Raw genomic sequence first — 19,285 nt, 5'->3', positions numbered from 1 at the left:
CGCTGTACTGAGACTAGGGCCTATTGGGGCCCAGCCGCTGGAACCAAGCGAAAACACCGGGAAAAACGGCCTTGACGTTTAGTCGTGTGGTCCTGACGCCCGGGGTCTGTGCGTCAAGGCTTGCGGTGATGTGGCGGCCGACCGGCACGCGCATCGATCATCCGCAAGGCGACGGGGGCAATAGTGCATCGCTCCCCGGGGAGAGCACGAAGGACACCGTTAAAACCACTCGCGCAGGGACGGCCGGGCGACCGGCAACACCTGTGGTCCACCCCGTGTGCATTTCTACAGCGCACGGACTCGGGTGCCGCCGGCGCCCGGCCTTCCCTGCGCCCTTGTCTTCTTCGAGGGCGGCACATGAGCAAAACTCGGGCGAAACGCGCCGCGAGAAAGAGATTGTGTATCTGCTGTTTGAACTGTGACTTGGAGAGCGATGGCCGCACCCCTTGCTCCGTCATTGCGAGCGCAGCGAAGCAATCCAGACTGTCACCGCGGAAAGATTCTGGATTGCTTCGCTGCGCTCGCAATGACGCGGAGAGAGCCGCAAGCACCCTCACCGTCACTCTGATGAGCGAGTTTATGCAGCAGAACTACCGCATCATCATCCGCGCGATCGCCTCTCCAATCACCACCGTCGTGAAATGCGTGTTGGCCCGGCAATCCGACGGCATGATGGAGGCGTCGGCGACACGCAAGCCGGAAATGCCCTTCACCGTGCCGTCCGGATTGACCACGCCGTCGGCATCCCCAACGCCGCTCATGCGGCAGCTGCCGGCAGCGTGCTGGATGTCGCCGGTCTCACGACGCAGCACCGCGTCGAGCTCGTGATCCGGCAGGCTTGCTGCCTGCGGCAGCGTCAGGTCGGTGTCGGTCAGCCGGATCCAGTCGGCGATGCCCGACAGCGCCGGCTGGGTGGTGATCACCGCCAAGCGTTTCACCGCATCCATCATCCGCAGCATGTCACGGGGATCGGCCAGCATGTTCTCCTCGACGACGGGATCGATCGCGGGATCGACGGAGGCCAATTTGAGCGTGCCGCGAGAATACGCGTTGAACAGCCCGGCGCCGATCGCCCCTGATACGCCGATGCCGCGATGGTTGAACGCGATCAGGATCATGTCGCGCTTGCCGCCGTCGGCGAGGCCCGACGAGTAGGTCACGCAGCAATTGGTGTGGCGCGTATCGGGATCGGTGGGGCGAAGCCCCTCCCGGAGCTGGATCGTGGCGCGAAACAGCGGGTGGTCGAAGAAATGGCGGCCGACCGGCAGATCGCGCGCGACCGCGATTCCCATCGCCCTCAACTCCTCGGCCGGTCCGATGCCCGAGCGCAGCAGGATCGCCGGACTGTGAATGGCGCCAGCACAGAGCACGATCTGGCGCGCGCTGATCTCGCTTGTGCCCTGCCCCTCGACATGAACGCGGACGCCAGTCGCGCGGCCCTCGCTGATCAGCACGCGATCGACCAGCGCATGCCCGCGGATATCCAGATTGGCGCGGCCGCGCGCGGGCTCGAGATAGCCCTCATTGGTGGTGATGCGGCGGCTGTCGCGGCTGTTGATGGGATAGCAGGCGACGCCCTCGCCGTCCGGGCCGTTGACATCGGCACACCAGGGATACCCGCTCGCCAGCGCCGCGTCGCGCAGGCCACGATCGATCGGGCCCCATGTCTCCGGCGGCGCGCGATAGACCGGCAACGGCCCGCCGCGGCCGTGGCCGTCGGCATCGCCGAATTCCAGATCATCCTCGATCACGGAGAACAGCGGCATCACCTCCTTCGCCGACCAGCCGGTGCAGCCATTGGCCGCCCATTCGTCGAAGGCGTCCGCAACGCCGCGGATGGCGATCTGGCCGTTCATCATCGATGAGCCGCCGAGCCCCTTGCCGCGCCAGTAGAAGCGAGGCTCCTGCCCCGCCACCCGGCGCGTTAACAGGTCAGGCCATTGCCATTTCTCCTGGTATTCGCGCTTGTGAATGATCGGGATGGGATTGGGCGTTCGCACCTCCCAGGGCGCCTCATCGGCGCGCCAGTCGCGCCCTGCTTCGAGCAGCAGGACGCGCCGTGCGGGATCCTCGGACAGCCGTGCCGCAACAGCGGCGCCGGCGGAGCCGCCGCCGACAACAATGACATCGTACATCGCGTTACTTCTCAACGTTCCAGAACACCGGGATGGCGGACGGTATCAGACCGCGCAAGGTCGCGCGATAGGCGGCCGGCTGGGCGAACTGGCCCCAGGGAATCGCGGGTGCCTGATCGTACATGACGGCCTGGATCTCGCCCGCGATCTTCTTGCGGTCCTCCTCGGCCGGCGCCTTGGCGAAGGCTTCCATCAAGGGCGTGATGCGCGCATCGCATTGCCAGCCGGTGAAGTCGGCGCAGTTGAAGGCAACCATCACATTGGTCAGCGGCGAACCCAGATCGAAACCGCCGGCGTGAACGCCGTAGACGCTCCAGCCCTCCTTCTTGGCGCGGCGCGCCAGCACGCTCGCCCAGTCCATCACCTGCAGATCGACGTTGAAGCCGGCGGCCTTCAGCCGCTCGGCAAGCACCTGCGCCGAGACGCGCGGCGCTTCGAGATCGTTGGCCTGCATGACCACGACGGGCTCGCCGGCATATTTGGTCGCCTTCAGCGCGGCCTTCGCCGCCTCGATCGAGGGCTTTGCCGCCGCCTCGGTGCCGGCCTTGCTTTCATAGGTGGTGCCGCAGGTGAAGAACGTCGCGCAAGGCGTGGCGTATTTGGCATCGAGCCCGAGCGCATCCAGCACTTCGCGCTGGTCGACCAGCTTCCACAGCACGCGCCGGATCGCGGGATCGTCGAACGGTTTCGACGCGGCGTTGAGACGATAGGCGCCTGCGAACATGTTGCCGCCGGTGAAGTTGACGAGCTTGACGCGGGAGTTCTTCTCCAACTGCGGCAACAGATCGAACGGGGCGTATTGCATGAAGTCGACTTCGCCGGCCTGCAGCGCGGAGGCTGCGGTCGCACCGTCGGGAATGACGCGGACCTCCAGCGTGTCGACATTGACGCGCTTGCCGCCGGCGAGGAAGTCGGCGGGCTCGGGGCGCGGCACATAATCGGCGAACTTCTTCAGGATCATGCGATCGCCGGTGCGGTGATCGGCCTTGCTGTAGACGAACGGGCCGGAACCGACGATCTCGGTGATGCGCTGGTCGCCGGGCGTCTTGGCGATGCGCTCGGGCATCATGAAGGCGACGGGGCTGACGGGATTGCCGAGCGCGTCGATGACGAGACCCGACGGCTCCTTCAACGTCAGCACGAAAGTCTTGGCATCGGTCGGCTCGAGCGACGCCGTGATCGCGAAGATGCGACGGCCGAGCGCGCTGCGGGTGCCCCAGCGGCGCAGCGAGGCCACGCAATCGGCGGCCGTAACCGGCTGGCCGTCGTGCCACTTCAGGCCGTCGCGCAGCGTGAATGTGTAGGTCAAGTTGTCGGGCGAGACCTTCCAGTCCTGCACCATCTGCGGTTTGATGTCGCCCTTGGAGTCCTTCGCAAACAGCGTATCGAACACCATGTAGCCAAACGTGCGCGAAATATAGGCCGTGGAGAAATGCGGATCGAGGGTGACGATTTCCGCCTCGAGCACCGCGACGAGATTCCCCGCCGCATGCGCGGGCGCCGCGGCCAGCGCGAGGCCGAACAGCGCGGGGATCAAAGACTTGAGTTTGAACATTGGTTTCTTCTTGCCTTGGCGAAACGGTTACGGTCGCCAGCAAAAAGCAATGTTCGTGCCCACACGGCAGAAGCACGTATGCGCACACGGCTATCAGCCGCGCGTTTGCGGCTACACCGTCGGTGTCATCGCCCGGCTTGACCGGGCGACCCAGTATTCCAGATATCCTGCGATGATACGGAAAGGCCGCGGCGTACTAGATGCCCCGGCCGAACTTGTTCGACTTCGGAAAACCCTTCGGCGGCAGGCGGCCGGCGTCGGCGCGGGTGCCTTGCCACTCGGCGAGCTCCTTCATGGTCGCGGAGAATTCGCGACCGGCGGAGTCCTTCCAGGTCAGGCCGGCCTTGGCGTCGAACACGGCAACATCCGAAAGGCCGCCATCCTTGTACTTCTGCAGGCGAACGCCGCGGCCGCGCGCCATTTCCGGCACCTGGTCGAGCGGGAAGACCAGCATCTTGCGGTTCTCGCCGATGACCGCGACGGTGTCGCCGAGCACTTCGGTGATCGCGCGCGCCTCGTTCGGCATGTCGACGTTGAGGACCTGCTTGCCCTTCTTGGTGGTGCCGACGCAATCGTCCTCGTTGACGACGAAGCCCTGGCCCTCGTGGCTCGCGACCAGGAATTTGCGTCCGCCCTTGTGGACGAACAGCGCGACGGGCGCGGCTTCCTGCTCCATGTCGATGAACAGGCGGATCGGCTCGCCGTGACCACGGCCGCCCGGCAGCTTCGCGACGTCGAGCGAGTAGAACTTGCCGTTGGTCGCGAACAGCAGCAGCTTTGAGGTCGTCTCCGCGAAGAACGCGAAGCCGAGCTTGTCGTCCTGCTTGAAGGCCAGGCCCGAGAGATCCTCGACGTGCCCCTTCATGGTGCGGATCCAGCCCTTGTCGGAGACGACGACGGTCACCGGCTCGCGCTCGACGAAGGCCTCCTCGATCGCGGCGAGATCGTGCTCGGGCGCGTCGGCAAAGGTGGTGCGGCGCTTGCCGAGCGGCGTCTTCGGCCCGAACATGTCGCGGACCTTGCCGACCTGCTCGCTGACCTTCTTCCACTGCTCAGGCTCGGAGGCCAGCAGGGCCTCGATGCCCTTCAGCTCCTTCCGCAGATCCTTGTCCTCGGTGCGGATCTCCATCTCCTCGAGCTTGCGCAGATTGCGCAGCCGCATGTTGAGGATGGAGTCGGCCTGCAACTCGGTGAGCTTGAAAGCCTTGATCAAGGCCGGCTTCGGCTCGTCCTCGGCGCGGATGATCCGGATCACCTCGTCGATGTTGAGATAGGCGATCAGCAGGCCGCCGAGGATTTCGAGCCGGTGCTCGATCTCGCCCTTGCGGTGCTTGGTGCGGCGGATCAGCACGTCGCGCAGATGATCGAGCCATTCGCGCAGGGCTTCGGCCAGGCCGACCACCTTGGGGACGCGCCCCTTGATCAGCACGTTGAGGTTCAGCGGAATCTTGTTCTCGAGCTCGGTCAGCCGGAACAGCGATTCCATCATCAGCGCGGGATCGACGTTCTTGGACTTTGGCTCGATCACGATGCGGACGTCTTCGGCCGACTCGTCCCTGATGTCGCCGACCAGCGGTAGCTTCTTCTGGTCGAGCAGCTCGGCGACCTTCTCGATCAGGCGCGACTTCTGCACCAGGAAGGGAATCTCGGTGACGACGACGACCCAGCTGCCGCGGGCGCCCTCTTCCTGCTCCCATCTCGCACGGACACGGAACGAGCCGCGGCCCGTTGCATAGGCCTCCGCGATGGCCTGCTTTGAATCGACGCAGATGCCGCCGGTCGGGAAATCCGGACCCTTGACCCACTTCAGCAGCGCCTTGGATTTCGCGTCGGGCTTCTCGATCAGATGCAGCGCAGCGTCGCAGAGCTCGGCGGCGTTGTGCGGCGGGATCGAGGTGGCCATGCCGACCGCGATGCCCTGCGCGCCGTTGGCGAGCAGGTTCGGAAAGCCGCCGGGCAGCACGACGGGCTCTTTCGACTGGCCGTCGTAGTTGGCGCGGAACTCAACGCCGTCCTCGTCGATGCCATCGAGCAGAAGCCGCGCGACGTCGGTCATGCGCGCTTCGGTGTAGCGGTAGGCGGCAGGGTTATCGCCGTCGATATTGCCGAAATTGCCCTGGCCGTCGACCAGCGGGTAGCGCGAGGAGAAATCCTGCGCGAGGCGCACCATGGCGTCGTAGATCGCCTGGTCGCCGTGCGGATGGAACGAGCCCATCACGTCGCCGACGATCTTTGCGGATTTCTTGAAGGCCGTACCCGGGTCGAGCCTGAGCAGCCGCATGCCGTAGAGGATGCGCCGGTGCACCGGCTTCAGGCCGTCGCGTGCGTCCGGCAGCGCGCGGTGCATGATGGTGGAGAGCGCGTAGGCGAGATAACGCTCTTCCAGCGCCTCGCGCAGCGGCACCTCGTGGATTTCGGCCGGTTCTTCCGGTGGAACGATTCGTTTTCCCATGCCGCCCGGTTAAACCGTGGAAGCGAATCGGGCAAGGATCGAATGGTTCCCTGTGGGCGGCCTAATGGCCTGCCCAGCCGGCCGTAAATGTCTGGGTTTTGGCCTGACCAGGCGTTTGGGCGGGTGCCGGCGCATTGGTCACGCAGCGCCGGGCGGCCTCGATCTCAGCCTCGGTCGCGCCATGGGCCCGCGCCCATGTCTCTGCGGTGGCAGCGGAATATTTGGCCACATAATACCGGACGACCGTGCAGGAAGCCCGGCGAAACAAGCCGGGTTGCGGCTCGCCGGCCATTGCATCGGGCGCAAACGCAAGCAGCGCCGCGGAGAAGGCGAATCCCCTGATCAACATTTAGGCTGTCCCCGTTGTGGAACCTGAAGGCGAACTCGACCGGCCCGATTTCGTTCCGGGGAACTCGATGCCAACGGGCAGTGCAGAGTCCCAATGAGCTCATGGCGCGGGAATCGCTGCCCTCGCCTGCTGCCGTATCAGGGCGTTGATGAAGCCGGCCCGCGCATCGGAATGGCCCTGCCCGCGCGGCTCCAGCACGTGACGCAGCAGGAACAGGCCGGTGAGCCGGAAGCCGTCCTGGAGATCCTGCTCGGTGAGATCGCTCGCGGTCTCACCATGGCGCAGAAAGGGCGGCAGCCGCAACAGCCGGTCGCACCACGGCTCGCCCGCACCGCGCGACACCGCACCGCCGGATTTCGGCGAGACGTAGATCAGGTCCGTGGTCTCGCCGGTCACCGCGCAATTGTCCAGCGCCAGGCCGAAACCCAGCTCCGCGAGCATCGCCAGCTCGAAATGGATCAGGTGCACGGCGGCGCTGCCGATGTCCTCGAAATCGTCGAGCGAATGTTCGAGCAACGCAAAGATCTCTTCGTGCGGATCGCGCTCCGGCAAGAGCCGCGCAACCGAGGCGAGATGGGTGATGCCATAGACCCCATGGGACGATGCCAGCAACGTCGCCGCACGCAGCTTCAATCCCTCGACCGCATAGGTACCGAGATGCTCGTCGAGCCGCGCCCGCCACACTGCGCTGACGCTGTTGCCGGGCTGCAGGAGGGGCCGCATCCGCGAGCCGGCGCCGCCGCGGACGAGGCCGAGATGCCGGCCATGGGCGCGCGTCAGGAGCTCGACGATGGCGCTGCTCTCGCCATGCCGCCGCACCCCCAGCACGATACCCTCGTCGGTCCATTCCATGAGGAAATATTACAGGATTCCAGTGAGGAGCGCAGTGCCTTCTCCCCGTCATTCCGGGGCGATGCGAAGCATCGAACTCGGGTGCGCCCTTGCGCACCCGAGAATCTCGAGATTCCGGGTTCGCCTCTTCGAGGCGCCCCGGAATGACGCTAGGCGTTGAACCAGCCCTGCGCGTCGCCGGTGAAGGAGAAATAAAGTCCGATCGCGGTCAGCGCGCAGGAGACGATCTCGATGGCGCTGTCGAGCTCCAGGCCCCTCTCCCCGATGATCTGGCCGAGCGAGATCACCGACAACCCCAGGGCCGCCGCCAGCACCCAGCGCGGCCAGTTCTTGCGCCGATGCGCGGCCAGCCAGACGAAATAGACCAGCAGCAGGATCATGCCGCCGGCGAGCAAGGTCGCCGTCATGATCATCTGCTCGGTCATCTCGGTGTTGGGCGTGCGGTCCTGCGCCGCGACCGAGAGGGCATCCAGCATCAACGATGCATAGAGCAGCGCTTCGAAGCGCCGGACGTTGCTGGGCACGCTCATCGGATACCGATCTTTTCTTGGTTATTCCCTGGGGAAGTCCAGGCCCATCTCGCGGTAGCGATCGGGGTCGTCGCCCCAGTTCTCGCGTACCTTGACGAACAGGAACAGATGCACCGGCACGTCGAGGATCTGCATCAGTTCCTTCCGCGAATCCGCGCCGATCGACTTGATGGTTGCGCCGCCCTTGCCAAGCACGATCTTGCGCTGGCTTTCGCGCTCGACGAAGATCGTCTGCTCGATCCGCACCGAATGATCCTTGCGCTCCTCCCACTTGTCGGTCTCGACCGTGGACTGGTAGGGCAATTCCTGGTGCAGCTTCTGATAGATCTTTTCGCGCGTGATCTCGGCCGCGAGTTGCCGCATCGGCGCGTCCGACATCTGGTCCTCGGGATAGAGGAACGGGCCCGGCGGCACCATTTCCGCGAGCGTCTTGCGGATGTCGTCGACGCCGTCGCCCGAGATCGCCGAGATCATGAAGGTCCGCGCGAACTTCATGCGCTCGTTGGCGGCTTGCGCCAGCGCCAGCAGCTTCTCGCGCTGGACCAGATCGACCTTGTTGATGACCAGGATCTTCTCGTGATTGACGCCGGCGGCCTTGGCGAGGATCGCCTCCGCTTCCTCGTCGATCCCGGTCTTGGCATCCAGCAGCACGCAGACGAGGTCGGCGTCATGCGCCCCGCTCCAGGCGGTCGAGACCATGGCGCGGTCGAGCCGGCGCTTGGGCGAGAAGATGCCGGGCGTGTCGACCAGGATCACTTGCGCATTGTTCTCGATGACGATGCCGCGGATCAGCGCGCGCGTGGTCTGCACCTTGCGCGAGACGATCGTGACCTTGGCCCCGACCAGCGCGTTGACCAGCGTGGACTTGCCGACATTCGGCGCGCCGATCAGCGCAACGAAGCCGCAGCGCGTACCAATGGGCGCCTCGCCGCTTGCTTCAGCCGTCATTGCCGCCGCCAACGCCTTCGCGTTCGATCATCACTGAAGCTGCCACCTTCTCTGCCGCGCGCTTGCTGCCGCCGATGCCTTCCGCCGGCGCCAGCCCCGGCAGATCGACTGCCACGCGGAACTGCGGGTCGTGATGCGGGCCAGTGCGCTCGACCTCGCGGTAAACAGGCGTCGGCAGCCCCTTCCCTTGCGCCCATTCCTGCAGCACGGTCTTGGGGTCGCGCAAGGGACGGCGCGGCTTGTGCATGCGCTCGGTCCAGTTGCGCTTGACGAATTCGGCTGCCGCCGCGTGGCCGCCGTCGAGGAAGATGGCGCCGATCACGGCCTCGCAGATGTCCCCCAGCACGCTCTTGCGCAGGCGCGCATCGGCACTGGGGCCGACCGAGCCGAGCTTGATGTCGTCGACCAGACCGAGCGACTTGGCGACGTCGGCGCAGCTTTCCTTGCGCACGAGCTCGGCCAGACGCTTGGACAGCTCGCCTTCGTCGGCGTTCGGGAAGGCGTGATAGAGCATGTCGGAGACGACGAGCCCGAGCACGTGGTCGCCGAGGAATTCCAGGCGCTGATAGCTGTCGCCGCGCTTGCGTCCGGACTTCAGCGCGGAGACATGCGTGATCGCCTGCATCAGGAGGTTCGGGTCAGCGAAGCTGTGGCCGATGCGCGCCTCGAGCGCCGCGCTCGCATCCGTGGCCTTGGCCTTGCTGCTCCGCACCCGCTTCTTCTTCGCAGGCGCCTTGTCTGCAGCCGTCTTGGTCGCAGCTTCCCCTTCGGGGCCCGCTTGCGCCTCGATCGGTTGGGTCGCGATGTCCTTGGCTTCGTCTTTCATCGGACGATTTTGAAGAAACGATTCCAGCGTACCGCCCACGGCCAGCGCCAGAACATCCAGGCATGCTCGCCTTCGGCGATGGAGAAGAAGATCATCTGGGCGCGGCCGATCAGATTTTCCTGCGGCACGTAGCCGACCTGGCCGAGGAAGCGGCTGTCGGTGGAGTTGTCGCGATTGTCGCCCATCATGAAGAAGTGGCCGGGCGGCACCGTGTAGACGTTGGTGTTGTCCATGTAGCCGTTGTCGGCGCAGTCCAGCGTCTCATAGGACACGCCGTTCGGCAGCGTCTCCTTCCAGCGCTTCACCCGGGAGATGCCGCCGCCTTCCGAGCCACAGGGATCTTCGCCGACATATTCGCTCATGCGCTGCCGCTCGACCGGCGCGTCGTTGATGTAGAGCAGCCCGTCGCGCATCTGGACGCGGTCGCCGGGAAGGCCGATCACGCGCTTGATGTAGTCCGTGGAATCGTCCTTCGGCAGGCGGAACACGACGATGTCGCCGCGGTTCGGATCCGAGCCCCAGATTCGCCCCGAGAACAGCGGCGGCGAGAACGGAATCGAATAGTGGCTATAGCCGTAGGAATATTTCGAGACGAACAGATAGTCGCCGACCAGCAACGTCGCCTTCATCGAGCCCGACGGGATGTTGAAAGGCTGAAACAGGAAGGTGCGGATCACCAGCGCGATCAGGAGAGCATGAATGACGACCCGGATCGTTTCACCGACGCCGCTCTCAGTTTTCGTTCCTGAAGTCACGCTCATTGCTCTCTCAATTCCGGCCGGCGGTCACAGAGCGCCCTCCTGGCGCGAACAGTCCTTTGCTTCGCGGCCCATGGAGATTGTCCTGATTCTGATAGTGAGGGCCAATTCCGGCGTAAAGCCGAATTCGCCCAAGCTGATTTGCGACGGCGGACTTTTAGACGGTTGTCGGAGGCCACGCAATCAAGGATCACATCAAAACTGAGTAAGGCGTTGATTTCACATACGAATTATAAAATGAAGCGGATATCCTCAGGGCTTCGCAGGTGGCACGGCGGAAATGATGACAAAGGCCTGCGCCAGCGGCCAGTCGTCGGTGATCGAAACGTCGATCCGCGCCTCGAATCCGTCCGGCGTCAGGGCCTGAAGCCGGGCCAGCGCGCCGCCGGTCAGCTGCATGGTCGGCCGCCCGCCCGGCAGGTTGACCACGCCCATGTCGCGCCACCAGACACCGCGCCTGATGCCGGTGCCGAGCGCCTTGGAGCAGGCCTCCTTGGCGGCGAAGCGCTTGGCGTAGGTCGCCACCACCATCTTCTCGTTCTTGGCGCGCCGCTCCGCCTTGGCCCGCTCGGCCGCGGTGAAGATGCGGTCGAGGAAGCGCTCGCCATGACGTTCGATCACCTTGGCCACGCGGGTGATGTCGATCAGGTCGGAGCCGATGCCGATGATCATGCCCGGCTCCGGCCACGGTCCATCGCCGCGCGCATGTTGCGCACGGTTTCGGCCAGACCCACGAACAGCGCCTCGCCGATCATGTAGTAGCCGATATTGAGCTCCATGATCTCAGGCAGGGCCGCGATCGTCTCCGCCGTGGCATAGTCGAGCCCGTGCCCGGCATGGACCTCGAGCCCCGCATCCCTGGCCAGCTTCGCCCCCGCCACGATCCGCCGCCATTCGGCCTCGGCCTTGTCGGCGTGGCCGTCGACGACGGCGTCGCACCATGCGCCAGTGTGGATCTCGATCACGGGCGCGCGCAGCCGTGCCGCCATTTCGATCTGGGCGGGGTCGGCGGCGATGAACAGCGAGACCCGGATGCCGGCATCGTTCAGCCGCGCGATATAGGGCGCGAGCGCGTTGTGCTGGCCGACCACATCCAGCCCGCCTTCGGTCGTCACCTCCTGGCGCCGCTCCGGAACCAGGCAGACCGCATGCGGCTTGGTGGCGAGCGAGATGCGCAACATGTCATCGGTCGCCGCCATCTCGAAATTGAGCGGCTTGGAGATCTCCGCCTTCAGCCGCGCCATGTCCTCGTCGCGGATGTGCCGGCGATCCTCGCGCAGATGCGCGGTGATGCCGTCGGCGCCGGCCTCGATCGCGAGCAGCGCCGCGCGCACCGGATCCGGATTGCGGCCACCGCGCGCGTTACGCAGGGTCGCGACATGGTCGACATTGACGCCGAGGCGGAGCGGAGTTGCGGGCATTTCAGGACTCACGAAATCGGGGCGACAGGCGCATACGCAAAGCGCCTATCCATTAACACGTTCGACGCGGGCGACGACCGCCTTCGCGCGCAACTGAGCCAGGATCGCGCTCAGGTGCTTCAGATCGTAGACTTCGAGATCGATCGTCGTCTCCGTGAAGTCCGGCGAACGGCGCTGCATGCTGATGTTGTCGATGTTGCCGTCGTGCTCGGCGATCACGGTCGCGATCTGCGCCAGCGCGCCGGGCTCGTTGACGTTCTCCACCTTGATGCGGGCCGGGAAGCGCTGCGGCGCGGAGTCCTCGATGTCCCAGCGGACGTCGAGCCAGCGCTCCGGCTCCTCCTCGAAATCCTTCAGGGCGGGCGCCTGGATCGGATAGATCGTGATACCCTCGCCCGGCGTGACGATGCCGACGATGCGATCCCCGGGCACGGCGCCGCCGTTCGGAGCGAACTTGACCGGAAGGTCGGAATTGATGCCGCGGATCGGGATCGCAACCGGGCTGCGCGGTTCCGAGGACTTCTCCTTGAACTTGGCCGCAAGCCCCTTCTTGACGCCGTAGCGCGCGATCCGCTCCTCCTTGTAGTCCGGGTACATCGCACGCGCGACGTGCGATGCCTTGATCTCGCCGCGGCCCACCGCCGCCATGACGTCCTCGATCGAAGTCCGCGCGAGCCGCGGCAGCGCACCCTTGAGCTTGTCGTCGGCGTATTCGATCTTGGCGCGCTCGAACAGTCGCTCGACGATGCGCCGGCCGAGGCCGACATATTGATCGCGCACCGCGGTGCGCGTGGCGCGGCGGATCGCGGCACGCGCCTTGCCGGTGACTGCGAGCGTTTCCCAGGCCGACGGCGGCGCGGACTGCGCTTCCGAGGTCAGCACCTCGACCTCGTCGCCGTTCTGGAGCTCCGAGGACAGCGGCGCGAACTTGCCGTTGATCTTGCAGCCCACCGCGCTGTTGCCGACGTCGGTGTGCACCGCATAGGCGAAGTCGATCACGTTGGCGTGGCGCGGCAGCGCGATCAGCTTGCCCTTCGGGGTGAAGCAGAACACCTGGTCGTGGAACAGCTCGAGCTTGGTGTGCTCGAGGAATTCCTCGGGATTGGCGCTCTCGGAGAGGATTCCGATGGTGTGGCGCAGCCAGGAGAACGCGTTGGACTCGCGCTTGAGGTATTCGGTCGGCGAGCCCACGCCTTCCTTGTAGAAGACATGCGCGGCGATGCCGCGCTCGGCGATCTGGTCCATCGCCTCGGTGCGGATCTGGAGCTCGACGCGCTGGTTGCCGGGGCCGATCACAGTGGTGTGGATCGAGCGGTAGTCGTTCTGCTTCGGCGTCGAGATGTAGTCCTTGAAGCGCCCCGGCACGACCGGCCAGGTGGTGTGGACGATCCCGAGCGCGCGATAGCAGGCCTCGATGTCGTTGACGACGAGGCGGAAGCCGAAGATGTCGGACAATTGCTCGAAGCCGACCGACTTGCGCTCCATCTTGGTCCAGATCGAGAACGGCTTCTTGCGACGGCCATAGACCCGCGCGCCGAGGCCCCTGTGCCGCAGATTGTTGGAGAGCTGGTCCTCGATCTCGCCGATCAAATTGCGGTTGCGCTCGGCAAGCGCGTCGAGCCGCTGCATCACCACCGAATAGGCTTCGGGATCGAGGGTGCGGAAGGACAGGTCCTCCAGCTCCTCGCGCATTTCCTGCATGCCCATGCGCCCCGCCAGCGGCGCGTAGATGTCGAGCGTCTCCTCGGCGATGCGCCGGCGCGATTCCGTCGGCACGAATTCCAGCGTGCGCATGTTGTGCAGGCGGTCGGCGAGCTTGACCAGAAGCACACGGACATCATCGGCAATGGCTAGCAACAATTTGCGCAGGTTCTCGGCCTGCTTGGCCTCGCGTGACACCAGCTCGAGCCGCTTCAGCTTGGTCAGGCCCTCGACCAGCGCGCCGATCTCCGGCCCGAAGATCTGGTCGATCTCGGCCCGCGTCGCCTCGGTGTCCTCGATCGTATCGTGCAGCAGTGCTGCCACGATGGTGGCGTCGTCGAGCTTCAGGTCGGTGAGAATGGCCGCCACTTCGAGCGGGTGCGAGAAATACGGATCGCCCGAGGCGCGGGTCTGCGAACCATGCGCCTTCATGGCGTAGACATAGGCGCGGTTCAGCAGGTCTTCGTTGGTGTTGGGATTGTAGGATCTGACGCGCTCGACGAGGTCATATTGACGCATCATGCGCGCGCGGGGTCTGGCGGGGCGCGCGACCGGCGCAGTCGGGGCCACGGCAACCGATTCGGTTGCGGCCTGCATCTGCGTGGGTCTGCGGCGCCGATATACCATTCCGTCCTGCTTTCAAACGGGCCCGAGGCGGTCCGTTGTATACATCCTAGCTCCGATCGCGCGTGTGTCCGATCAATTCAGTGACAGGCGCAGCGCCAACCGGCAACACTATGGTAACCACGAAAACGTCAACAAAAGCAAAGGCCCGAACACGGGTTCGGGCCTTTGATAAGATCACAAGCAGTCGATGATCACGATGGAGGAATTACTCGTCTTCCTCGGGCTGCTCCTCGGGAGGCGCGAGGCCTTCCAGACCCTTCAGGAGCTCCTCTTCGGTCATGCGCTCGACGGCGACTTCGGTGTCGTCCGCATCGACGCTCGCCCCTGCGGAACCGATCAGCGGCACCGTGTCCGGCTCGGGCTCGTCCACCTCGACGAACTTCTGGAGCGAGTGCACCAGCTCCTCGCGGAGATCCTCCGGCGAGATCGTGGTCTCGGCAATTTCACGCAAAGACACAACAGGGTTCTTGTCGTTATCGCGGTCAACCGTTAGTTGTGAACCGGACGAAATCATGCGGGCTCGGTGGGCGGCCAGCAGGACCAAGTCAAACCGGTTGTCGACCTTGTCGATACAATCTTCTACGGTGACGCGAGCCATGGACTGTCGCTCCGTTGTGGGTGGGACGAAATATGTGGATGATTGGGGCTAGTTATAGGGGCCGGGACGATTTCGCAAGGCCAATTTGTGATTTGGTCTCGCCAAACGGCTCTGCTAACGCCACATTGGGACTGGGACGGGGTTTTCTGGGCTGCCATCGAGGGCAACCCCGGGTGTATGCAAGTCCGCCATAACTATACCTTGATTGCCCCGACTTCTCCGGACTTGCGGTTTCGACGGGTCTCAGCGGCACTTTAGAACTGCGCGGCTTGCTGTCGCCGCGCCAACAAAAAACGATCAATCACGGACACTACGCGAGCAAACTGAATGTCACTTTCTCCGACCAACAAGATCGCGCTCTTCATCGATGGGGCCAATCTCTACGCGACCGCGAAAACTCTGGGCTTCGACATCGATTACAAGCGTCTGCTGAAGGAGTTTCAGGGCCGCGGGACGTTGTTGCGGGCGTTCTATTACACCGCCATCATCGAAGACCAGGAATACTCCTCGATCCGCCCGTTGATCGACTGGCTGGATTACAACGGCTACACCGTCGTCACCAAGGCGACCAAGGAATTCATCGACGCCTCCGGCCGCCGCAAGGTCAAGGGCAACATGGACATCGAGCTTGCCGTGGACGCCATGGAGCTCGCCGAGCACATCGACCAGATGGTGCTGTTCTCGGGTGACGGCGACTTTCGCTCCCTGGTCGAGGCCGTGCAGCGCCGCGGCGTGCGGGTCACGGTGATCTCCACCATCGCCAGCCAGCCGCCGATGATCGCCGACGAGCTGCGCCGCCAGGCTGACGTCTTCACCGACCTCGTCGAGCTGCAATCCAAGCTCGGCCGCGACCCGTCCGAGCGCCCCGCCCCGCGTGACCGCGGCGAGCGTGGCGAACGCCACCACGCCCCGCAATTCCTCCAGCGCGCAACCACGATGGCGCCGAGGGGCGATGAAGACTTCGAGGAGTGAGGCGGCCCGGTCAAGCCGCCAGCCTCTCGCCGTCGTTCCCGACCGTGACTGTCCGCTCTGTCCGCGCCTGGTCGCCTTTCGCGAGGCGAACCGCACACGCGAGCCGTCGTGGCACAATGCGCCGGTTGCGCCCTTCGGCGACCTCGAGGCGCGCCTCCTGATCGTGGGCCTCGCGCCGGGAATGCAGGGCGCCAACCGCACGGGACGGCCCTTCACCGGCGATTATGCCGGCGACCTGCTCTACAGCACGCTGATCGAATACGGCTTTGCCAGGGGGACCTATCAGGCGCGCCCCGACGACGGCCTGAAACTGGTCGACTGCCGGATCGCCAATGCCGTGCATTGCGTGCCGCCGCAGAACAAGCCGCTGCCGGTCGAGATCAACACCTGCCGGCAGTTCCTGGTCGCCAATCTCGAGACCATGCCCCGGCTGCGCGCGATCATCGCGCTCGGGCGAATTGCGCACGACAGCGTGCTCAAGCCGCTAAAGCTGAAGGCCTCTCAGGCCCCCTTCGGCCACGGCGCAGTGCATCAGGCAGGCCGGTTCAAGCTCTACGACAGCTATCATTGCTCGCGCTACAACACGAACACCGGCGTCCTGACGCCGGACATGTTCCGCAGCGTGTTCGCGAAGGTGAAGGCGGACCTGGATTGAAGGCGGACCTGGATTAGAGAGCAGCTGGGGCACCGGCAATGTTGAACCCGTCATCCTGAGGCGCGAGTGGCGCGATGCGGAGCATCGCGCCGGGAGCCTCGAAGGATGAACGGCCGGGATGCAGCCGGGCCGTCGTCCTTCGAGGCTCGCCCTGCGTTGCAGGACGAGCACCTCAGGATGACGGGGACGGACTTGGGTGCGCGGCATCGCTGCCATCATTGGCTGGCCATAGACCTGGCCGCATGCGGGATACGCTTTACGTCCTGACCGGATGGGCCCTCAGCCAGTCCAGCACCTCGCCGGCATTCCGGTCGGGCGGGAACACCGGATAGAAGACGCGCGTGATGCGTGCGTCGTCGATGACCAGCGCGAGACGCTTGATCAGCGTCAGGCCCGCGACCCCCATGGTCGGCAGGTTCAAGGCGCGCGTCAGCGCCAGCTTCTCGTCCGAAAGTACCGGGAACGGCAGATGCAGGCGCGAAGCCATCTCGGTCTGGTACGCGTTGCTCTGGGTCGAGAGGCCGAACACGTGTGAGGCGCCCGCGGCCTTCAGCTCTGCGAACAGATCGCGAAATGCGCAGGTCTGAGGTGTGCAGCCGCGCGCCCCCGGGATCATGTCCCAATCGTCGACCAGCGCGATCTTGCCGGGCTCGCCGGTGCGGGGATAGGCGAATACCACGGTGCGGCCGCGCAGCGCCGACAGCGTGACCGACGTGTCGTCGGTCGCGAGCAGGCCGATCGGTGGCAACGTCATGCCCTTGAGATGCGCGGCGCCACCGTCGTCGGCAGGCGCAGGAATCTGGCTCCAGTCGACCTCGAGCAGGTTCCGTTGATTCATTTCGTCATCCCCTCGCCCGCATCAGCCGGCCCTTCTCCCGGCTCCAGTCGCGCTTCTTCTCGGACTCACGCTTGTCGTGCAGCTTCTTGCCCTTTGCAACCGCAAGCTGCAATTTGGCGCAACCACGCTCGTTGAAATAGAGCTTGAGCGGGATCAGCGTCATGCCCTCGCGGTCGACTGCGCCCATCAGCTTGTTGATCTGCCGGCGGTGGAGAAGCAGTTTGCGCGGCCGCTTGGGCTCGTGATTGAACCGGTTACCCTGGAGATATTCGGGAATGGTGGCGTTGATCAGCCAGATCTCGCCGTTCTTGGAATCGGCATAGGATTCCGCGATCGTGCTCTTGCCGTTGCGGATCGACTTGACCTCGGTCCCCGTCAGCGCAATCCCCGCCTCGATCGTGTCTTCGATCGCATAGTTGAAGCGGGCCTTGCGATTTTCCGCCATGACCTTGATCGGACGTTCGTTCTTATCGGCCATGTCGGGCAAACCTGATCGAGATGCGCGCGGATTCTAACAGTTCGGACGAAGTGCGCGCGTCACTTCTTGAGGAGATCGCGGATCTCGGTCAGCAGCTCGACCTCGGCCGACGGCTTCGGTGGAGCGGCCGGCGCCGCCTCTTCCTTGCGCTTCAGCGTGTTTATGGCGCGGATCACAAGGAACAATACGAAGGCGATGATGATGAAGTTGATCGTCAGCGTGAGGAAGCTGCCCCAAGCCAGCACGGCTCCTTGCTTTTTCGCATCGGCCAAGTTGGTGGCGGTGACCGCCTTCGACAAGGGGGTGAAGTAGTTCGAGAAGTCGAGCCCGCCGGTAACCGCGCCGATGATCGGCATGATCACGTCGCCGACCAGCGAGTTGACTATGGCGCCGAACGCCGCGCCGATGATGACGCCGACCGCGAGATCGACGACGTTGCCCTTCATGGCAAACTCGCGGAACTCCTTCAGCATTCGCGCGCCCTTTTCCTCGACGGTCATGAAAGGCTCCCCCGACAGGCCGGCGCGTCAGTTGATCAGACCCGCGTGCACCATCGCGCTGCGCACGGCAACGCGTGTCGGCTCGGAGACCGGCACCATCGGCAGCCGCAGCGTCTCCTCCAGCTTGCCGAGCAGCGACATCGCGTACTTGATCGGCGCCGGATTGCTCTCGATGAAGAGGTTGTTGTGCAGCGGCATCAGCTTGTCGTGGATCGCGAGCGCCGCCTTGGTGTCGCCCTTCTGCCAGGCGGCGTGGAACTCCGAGCAGAGGCGCGGCGCGACGTTGGAGGTGACCGAGATGCAGCCATGGCCGCCATGGGCCATGTAGCCGATGATGGTGGCGTCCTCGCCCGAGAGCTGGTTGAAATCCTCGCCCATCGCCGCGCGCTGCTGCGACACGCGAACCATGCTGGCGGTGGCGTCCTTGACGCCGGCGATGTTCTTCAGCTCCCACAGCCGCTTCATGGTGTCGACCGACATGTCGATCACCGAGCGCGGCGGGATGTTGTAGATGATGATCGGAATGCCGATCGCGTCGTTGATCGCCTTGAAGTGCTGGTACATCCCTTCCTGGGTCGGCTTGTTGTAGTAGGGCGTGACGATCAACACGGCGTCCGCACCCGCCTTTTCGGCGTGCTGGGAGAGCTCGATCGCTTCCTTGGTCGAGTTGGAGCCGGCGCCCGCGATGACCGGCACGCGGCCCTTGGCTTCAGCGATGCACCATTCGACGACCTTCTTGTGCTCGTCGTGGCTCATCGTCGGGCTCTCGCCGGTGGTGCCGACCGGAACCAGGCCGTTGGTCCCCTCCGAAATCTGCCAGTTGACCAGGGAGCGGAACGCCGCCTCGTCCAGCGAGCCGTTCTTGAACGGCGTGACCAAGGCGGTGAACGACCCCCGGAACTTCGTCTTGGCTGCCATGGACTTCCTCCGTACGCGGCTATCTCTTGAGCAAGCCCCATTCATATCGGGTCTATCCTGCCGGTAAAAGGCCCGCTTCTGGGTGAGGCAGCGTTTAGGCCGCGATTTTGCCGCGGTGATGGTGCAAATCGGTCCGAGGTAAGCGGCTGTTGGTATTTTGTCCGCATATTCA

Annotated in this window: 19 protein-coding genes; 2 read left to right on the top strand and 17 right to left on the bottom strand. The window is 64.7% G+C overall.

The features are described 5' to 3' along the window. Window positions 1-590 precede the first annotated feature (590 nt). The 13 genes from AC1RQP_RS32920 to rpoZ all read right to left on the bottom strand — a co-directional run bounded on the left by AC1RQP_RS32920 (window position 591) and on the right by rpoZ (window position 14,752). On the bottom strand, window positions 591-2,135 hold the full coding sequence (locus tag AC1RQP_RS32920; RefSeq protein ID WP_492941157.1) for a GMC family oxidoreductase: 1,545 nt from the start codon (window positions 2,133-2,135) through the stop codon (window positions 591-593). 4 nt (window positions 2,136-2,139) lie between these two features. Then, window positions 2,140-3,690 (bottom strand): ABC transporter substrate-binding protein, encoded by a 1,551-nt coding sequence (locus AC1RQP_RS32915; RefSeq protein ID WP_492941155.1) that lies wholly within the window; start codon window positions 3,688-3,690, stop codon window positions 2,140-2,142. Window positions 3,691-3,886: 196 nt separating this feature from the next. Continuing rightward, complete coding sequence (parC, locus tag AC1RQP_RS32910; protein ID WP_492941153.1) at window positions 3,887-6,142, bottom strand: DNA topoisomerase IV subunit A; 2,256 nt, start codon at window positions 6,140-6,142, stop codon at window positions 3,887-3,889. Between the two features lie 61 nt (window positions 6,143-6,203). Continuing rightward, window positions 6,204-6,491 (bottom strand): hypothetical protein, encoded by a 288-nt coding sequence (locus tag AC1RQP_RS32905; RefSeq protein WP_492941151.1) that lies wholly within the window; start codon window positions 6,489-6,491, stop codon window positions 6,204-6,206. Window positions 6,492-6,590: 99 nt separating this feature from the next. Continuing rightward, a complete protein-coding gene (recO, locus tag AC1RQP_RS32900) occupies window positions 6,591-7,343 on the bottom strand; it encodes a DNA repair protein RecO (RefSeq protein WP_492941149.1) in 753 nt (250 codons plus the stop codon). 149 nt (window positions 7,344-7,492) lie between these two features. Beyond that, complete coding sequence (locus AC1RQP_RS32895) at window positions 7,493-7,873, bottom strand: hypothetical protein (protein WP_492941147.1); 381 nt, start codon at window positions 7,871-7,873, stop codon at window positions 7,493-7,495. 21 nt (window positions 7,874-7,894) lie between these two features. After that, entirely contained in the window at window positions 7,895-8,821 is a 927-nt protein-coding gene (era, locus tag AC1RQP_RS32890) for a GTPase Era (protein ID WP_239623942.1), read from the bottom strand. After that, window positions 8,811-9,647: a ribonuclease III gene (gene rnc, locus AC1RQP_RS32885; protein ID WP_239623944.1), complete on the bottom strand. Its 837-nt coding sequence runs from the start codon at window positions 9,645-9,647 to the stop codon at window positions 8,811-8,813. Before rnc ends, era begins: the two co-directional genes overlap by 11 nt. After that, the gene (gene lepB, locus AC1RQP_RS32880) at window positions 9,644-10,408 is read right to left on the bottom strand and encodes a signal peptidase I (protein WP_028179695.1); all 765 of its coding nucleotides are present in this window, start codon (window positions 10,406-10,408) and stop codon (window positions 9,644-9,646) included. The genes rnc and lepB overlap by 4 nt, the downstream gene beginning before the upstream one ends. Window positions 10,409-10,657: 249 nt before the next feature. Further along, window positions 10,658-11,077 (bottom strand): holo-ACP synthase, encoded by a 420-nt coding sequence (gene acpS, locus AC1RQP_RS32875; RefSeq protein ID WP_131868067.1) that lies wholly within the window; start codon window positions 11,075-11,077, stop codon window positions 10,658-10,660. Next, a complete protein-coding gene (locus tag AC1RQP_RS32870) occupies window positions 11,074-11,826 on the bottom strand; it encodes a pyridoxine 5'-phosphate synthase (protein WP_492941144.1) in 753 nt (250 codons plus the stop codon). Before AC1RQP_RS32870 ends, acpS begins: the two co-directional genes overlap by 4 nt. Before the next feature lie 45 nt (window positions 11,827-11,871). Continuing rightward, window positions 11,872-14,154, bottom strand: a complete 2,283-nt coding sequence (locus AC1RQP_RS32865) for a RelA/SpoT family protein (protein WP_492941142.1) — start codon at window positions 14,152-14,154, stop codon at window positions 11,872-11,874. 205 nt (window positions 14,155-14,359) lie between these two features. Further along, window positions 14,360-14,752, bottom strand: coding sequence for a DNA-directed RNA polymerase subunit omega (gene rpoZ / locus AC1RQP_RS32860; RefSeq protein ID WP_007603391.1), 393 nt, complete (start codon window positions 14,750-14,752; stop codon window positions 14,360-14,362). A gap of 327 nt (window positions 14,753-15,079) precedes the next feature. Between rpoZ and AC1RQP_RS32855 the strand changes: the two genes are divergently transcribed. Then, on the top strand, window positions 15,080-15,724 hold the full coding sequence (locus AC1RQP_RS32855; protein ID WP_239623949.1) for a LabA-like NYN domain-containing protein: 645 nt from the start codon (window positions 15,080-15,082) through the stop codon (window positions 15,722-15,724). Next, window positions 15,705-16,379, top strand: coding sequence for a uracil-DNA glycosylase (locus tag AC1RQP_RS32850; RefSeq protein WP_492941139.1), 675 nt, complete (start codon window positions 15,705-15,707; stop codon window positions 16,377-16,379). The genes AC1RQP_RS32855 and AC1RQP_RS32850 overlap by 20 nt, the downstream gene beginning before the upstream one ends. A gap of 256 nt (window positions 16,380-16,635) precedes the next feature. Here AC1RQP_RS32850 and AC1RQP_RS32845 read toward each other — a convergent pair whose 3' ends face one another. Genes AC1RQP_RS32845 through dapA form a run of 4 tightly spaced genes read right to left on the bottom strand, consistent with a single transcriptional unit; the run spans window position 16,636 to window position 19,113 of the window. Then, window positions 16,636-17,217, bottom strand: coding sequence for a peroxiredoxin (locus AC1RQP_RS32845; RefSeq protein ID WP_492941137.1), 582 nt, complete (start codon window positions 17,215-17,217; stop codon window positions 16,636-16,638). Window positions 17,218-17,221: 4 nt separating this feature from the next. Beyond that, entirely contained in the window at window positions 17,222-17,695 is a 474-nt protein-coding gene (gene smpB / locus AC1RQP_RS32840) for an SsrA-binding protein SmpB (RefSeq protein WP_492941135.1), read from the bottom strand. A gap of 59 nt (window positions 17,696-17,754) precedes the next feature. Next, the gene (mscL, locus tag AC1RQP_RS32835; protein WP_492941167.1) at window positions 17,755-18,168 is read right to left on the bottom strand and encodes a large conductance mechanosensitive channel protein MscL; all 414 of its coding nucleotides are present in this window, start codon (window positions 18,166-18,168) and stop codon (window positions 17,755-17,757) included. Between the two features lie 54 nt (window positions 18,169-18,222). Further along, window positions 18,223-19,113 (bottom strand): 4-hydroxy-tetrahydrodipicolinate synthase, encoded by an 891-nt coding sequence (gene dapA, locus AC1RQP_RS32830; protein ID WP_239623954.1) that lies wholly within the window; start codon window positions 19,111-19,113, stop codon window positions 18,223-18,225. Between the last annotated feature and the right edge of the window lie 172 nt (window positions 19,114-19,285).

The sequence above is a fragment of the Bradyrhizobium sp. GW821-FHT13H06 genome (assembly GCF_058803975.1).
The sequence above is the reverse complement of the archived record's forward strand: the minus strand, read 5'-3'. Positions and strand labels throughout refer to the sequence as shown.